We start from the raw sequence: 3,684 nt of genomic DNA, 5'->3' as shown, positions 1-3,684 counted from the left end.
GGTGTAGGTGTCGGGCGCGTGTCTCTTGACGGACTGCAGCAGCCACGCGCCCGTGGACCGCTGCCCCTCACGGTAGCCGGCGGCGAAGAGGTCGCCGCTGAAGCCGCTATCCAGCATCCCGCTCACCCGCAGCATCTGCCGGGCGATGCGCCTGCCGTGCGGGGAGTCCATCAGCCACACCCACGCGTCGCGGTCCAGCGCCTCCTCCAGATCGGCCTCGGCGCGGGCCTCGCGCTGGGCGTCTGTGAGGTAGATTTCGTCGTGGTGCGGATCCATAACAGAGTATAGCAAACGCTACCCGTGGTGTCAAAGCGCGGCGGCGGCACTAGGCCTAGTGTCAGCCAACCCGGAACCAGCCACCGGTCACCGCGTTGAACTTCAGCCGGAAAAATCCGCCTCCCGCTATGCTTGTCGGGGACCCGACTACGAATGCAGAGCCACCGTTGCCAATCGTCAGCGCCGTGACCGTCCGCACCGACGAGACGACCACCTCCTGCCCGTCGATGCACGTCGCCACCGCCGGCAGGTTGATCGTCCCGGCAGCGTACTCGCCCTCCGGATTCAGCAGCAAGAACGTCCGTTTCGCATCGATGGTGACCGTGAACCCGCTCGCGGAAGGCGAGGCGTACTGGACGGACTGGTCGATGACCGGACCAGCAGAGGCAATCGGGGCGTTCGGGTCGGAGTTCTTCATTGCCCATTTCGTCCCGATGTTCGGGACCGGTGACATGTCCGGGAACACGTAGCCGTAGACCGCCCCGGTCGACCCGGTCTGTGCGACCTCGCACGTGTAGGCAACGAATGTGCCAACAGTCCCAGCGTTGCCTGTGATTCTGGACTGGTGCCCAGTAAACGCGGTCACCGTGCCAGCGTTGCTCGACATCTGGCCCTCGTAGCCGGTGACGTAGGTCACCGTCCCCGCAGCCTCGTTGTCGAATTTTGCCTCGTGGCAGAACGCCGCGCCGGGGTTATCGGTCACCTTCTGCTTGTACCAGTCGATACCGGCTACCGAATGCCCCGGGAGGGTGGTCGCGCCGGCCCGGTACTCGTAAATGCTCGCGCGGCCCAGCGAGATATTGCTACCGGGCGAAGCGATCTCGTTGCTTACCGTCAGCGTGGCACCGTATTCGATCGACGCGGGGCCGGTGATGGTCTTAGCTGTGTCCAGCGCCAGACCGGACACGCTGAACCGCTTCAAGACGCCGCTCTTGATGCCGAGCACAGTATCGGCCGCAGCCGACTCAGCCGTCGCAATAGATGGTACAGCTACATCAGCCATGGTGTTACCCCGTCAGTTTGTTGTTTGCTGCGTCCGTCATATAGTTCCCGGCCTCGTCCAGCAAGTAGTCGCCCGCATGGACCACGGCGCCAAAACCGACAGCGCGCCCGGTCACGAGCCGATACAGCCGCCGAAGAGGGGGAAAGAGAATCGGGCGGATGATCATGATTCACGCGTTCGAGTAAATGCCGACATCAACACCGTGACGGGCGATGCTCGCCCGGCGCACGACGCGGAACGTGCCCGGCCCGGAGATGACCTCGGGCTGGCTGCCCTGCAGGAACTTGACGAACTGGTCGCCGCTGGGCGTGTCGATGTAGACCGCCGCGCGCGCCCGTGGGGGCACGTCGCCGGTAGCGAACAGACCGATGGTGGCCACCCCACCGGCGACCACGACCACGTCGGTGCTGGTTGCCGTCGTCTGCGCGGCGGCGAGGATTGTCGATTGGGCCATGCTTGCTCTCCTGTTGTCCGCCTGCTAGGCGGGCGATTGAAAGTCGATCCCTCGCGGTGTTCAGCCGCCGAGGAGCCTCGCGATGTCCAGTTGCTGGGCGGTGTTCGTCTGCCCGCCACCCGGCGCCGCCTTCTGGGCGGCCGCCATGTCCTTGGCGATCGACGCCTGCTGGGCCTGCTGCTCGGCCTGCGCGGCCGCCTGCTGCTGCTGGGCGCGGCTCTGGCGGATGGCGGCGAGCACATCCTCGTCGCGCAGCAGCTTCGGGTTCGTGCCCAGCATCTGCGCGTACTCCTCGACGACCTTGTCGGCGTCGACCTTGTCGACGGCCTCGGGCCAGATGGGCGCGAGCGTGCCGACGGTCGCCAGCAGGCGATCGACCGCCGAGGCGCCCGCCTGCTTCTGGGCCTGAGCGAGGATCGAGACGAACTCCACGGTGAGGGGCGCGCCCTGCATCTCCTCGGGGGCCTCGGGGAGGATGCCGGCCTCACTGGCGATCTCGAAGGCCATCTCGACGAGGGGCGCCAACAGTTCGTTCTGGTCGCGCTCGATGACCGGCCCGAGCAGCATCATCTTCTCGGAGTGCTGCTCGGCGATCTGCCGAGCCGTGATCCCGCTCTTGTCGAGGTCCGAGATCATGCGGAAGACGTCCTCGTAGAACGTCCTGCTGATCCGCTGGCGGATGTCCTGAATGTCGCCCACGAGGTGCTGCAGGTCGAGCCTCACCTCGAAGACCGAACGGATGCCAGCCTGCGGGTTGGCCGCGTCCACGGTCGCGTAGCCGCCCGGTAGCAGATCGCTGTTGTTGCCCTTCAGGCGCGCCGGCCCCTGCAGGGGCGGCTTCGTCTGGTAGTCCACCGCTTGGCTCTTGCGCAACTGCATCTGCTGCAGTTGCTTGATGTCGCCCAGCGCCTCGCGGGCGGGGCTCGTCCCGTAGCAGTTCTCGCCGTTCACGATCCACCGCGGAACGAGCACGCGGAAGCGCCGATAGCCGGACTCGCGCAGCGGCGCCGCGGTATCGCGCCCCTCCTCGAAGTAGACCTCACGGAAGGGCATCCCGAGGGCCCCGGGGCGTTTGCGCTCCGTGACCGGGCGCGGCTCGACGGCGTGGATCACGGTGAACTGCTGATCCATCTGGCCGTTCTTGTAGAGGTCTCGCACGTGGTCGGAGACGGCATCGAGCCCGAACTCTCCGACCATCTGCTCGACCGTCATCGGGAACTCGCGATAGAAGGTGTTCACGACCCCGCGCGCATCGGTGGCCACCGCGTAGGTGCCGGCGGTCACCGGGTGCAGATGGATGACGTTCTCGAAGTCCTCGGCGACGACAGCGGCGGCGGTCCCGAAGGCGGCCATCTCCTCGCGCATCGTGTGCAGCACCCGGTAGGTGTTGCTCTTGCTGAAGACGTCCCGGAGGATGTCTCGCACCTGCGCCAGCCACGCCTTCACGGCCGGGTTGTCGCGCAGCGGCTCGGGGCCCGCGCGCAACTCGAACCACGGCTGGGCGGGGCTGGAGGTGCCGCTCACCCAGCCGGCGGCGAGCGTGCGCAGCGCCCGCGTGGCGCTGTTGTCGAGGATCAGACTGTCGTTGCGCGCGCCCGTGTCCGTCCTCGACGGATCCTTGAATCGTCCCATGTCGGGGACCACGAACCGCTGGATGTCGTACCAGACCGGCCACCAACCGGATCGCTCGCTCTTCAGGTTCGCCCAGCGGCGGCGGACACGTTGGACGAGGGTTTCGCTCATCGCTTGGCTCCAGTAAGGCGCGGGCCGGCGACGCGGCCGGCCTCGGCGCTGCTATGCACGACCCGCGCCGGGGTAGCGCGGGCTACCGTGGGCAGGCGCACGATGTCCACCCGCTGCAGGGCAGGGGAGGGCGGACGCTGGCCGGGTACACGGGGGGCTTTCGGATCGGGCTTCATGCGACCACCTCGAAGCGGTTGTTCTTGCGGAG

The 3,684-nt window shown here is 67.0% G+C and carries 4 protein-coding genes; all 4 read right to left on the bottom strand.

All coding sequences use genetic code 11. The features are described 5' to 3' along the window. Positions 1 to 276: hypothetical protein (locus IT306_17330; protein ID MCC7370190.1), on the bottom strand; the 276-nt coding region annotated here is incomplete at its 3' end. Between the two features lie 61 nt (positions 277 to 337). Continuing rightward, positions 338 to 1,279, bottom strand: coding sequence for a hypothetical protein (locus IT306_17325; protein MCC7370189.1), 942 nt, complete (start codon positions 1,277 to 1,279; stop codon positions 338 to 340). A 169-nt stretch (positions 1,280 to 1,448) separates the two neighbouring features. Next, positions 1,449 to 1,733, bottom strand: a complete 285-nt coding sequence (locus IT306_17320; GenBank protein ID MCC7370188.1) for a hypothetical protein — start codon at positions 1,731 to 1,733, stop codon at positions 1,449 to 1,451. A gap of 60 nt (positions 1,734 to 1,793) precedes the next feature. Then, positions 1,794 to 3,476, bottom strand: a complete 1,683-nt coding sequence (locus IT306_17315) for a phage head-tail adapter protein (GenBank protein MCC7370187.1) — start codon at positions 3,474 to 3,476, stop codon at positions 1,794 to 1,796. Positions 3,477 to 3,684: the final 208 nt, after the last annotated feature.

It is taken from the genome of Chloroflexota bacterium (assembly GCA_020850535.1).
Classification (GTDB): Bacteria; Chloroflexota; UBA6077; order UBA6077; family JACCZL01; genus JADZEM01.
Note: the sequence above shows the minus strand (reverse complement) of the source record. Positions and strands in the feature narration are given on the sequence as shown.

Bases quoted from the DNA above. Each gene is read 5' to 3' on its own strand.
- IT306_17325 (MCC7370189.1), bottom strand. From the start codon at position 1,279: ATGGCTGATGTAGCTGTACCATCTATTGCGACGGCTGAGTCGGCTGCG.
- IT306_17320 (MCC7370188.1), bottom strand. From the start codon at position 1,733: ATGGCCCAATCGACAATCCTCGCCGCCGCGCAGACGACGGCAACCAGC.
- IT306_17315 (MCC7370187.1), bottom strand. From the start codon at position 3,476: ATGAGCGAAACCCTCGTCCAACGTGTCCGCCGCCGCTGGGCGAACCTG.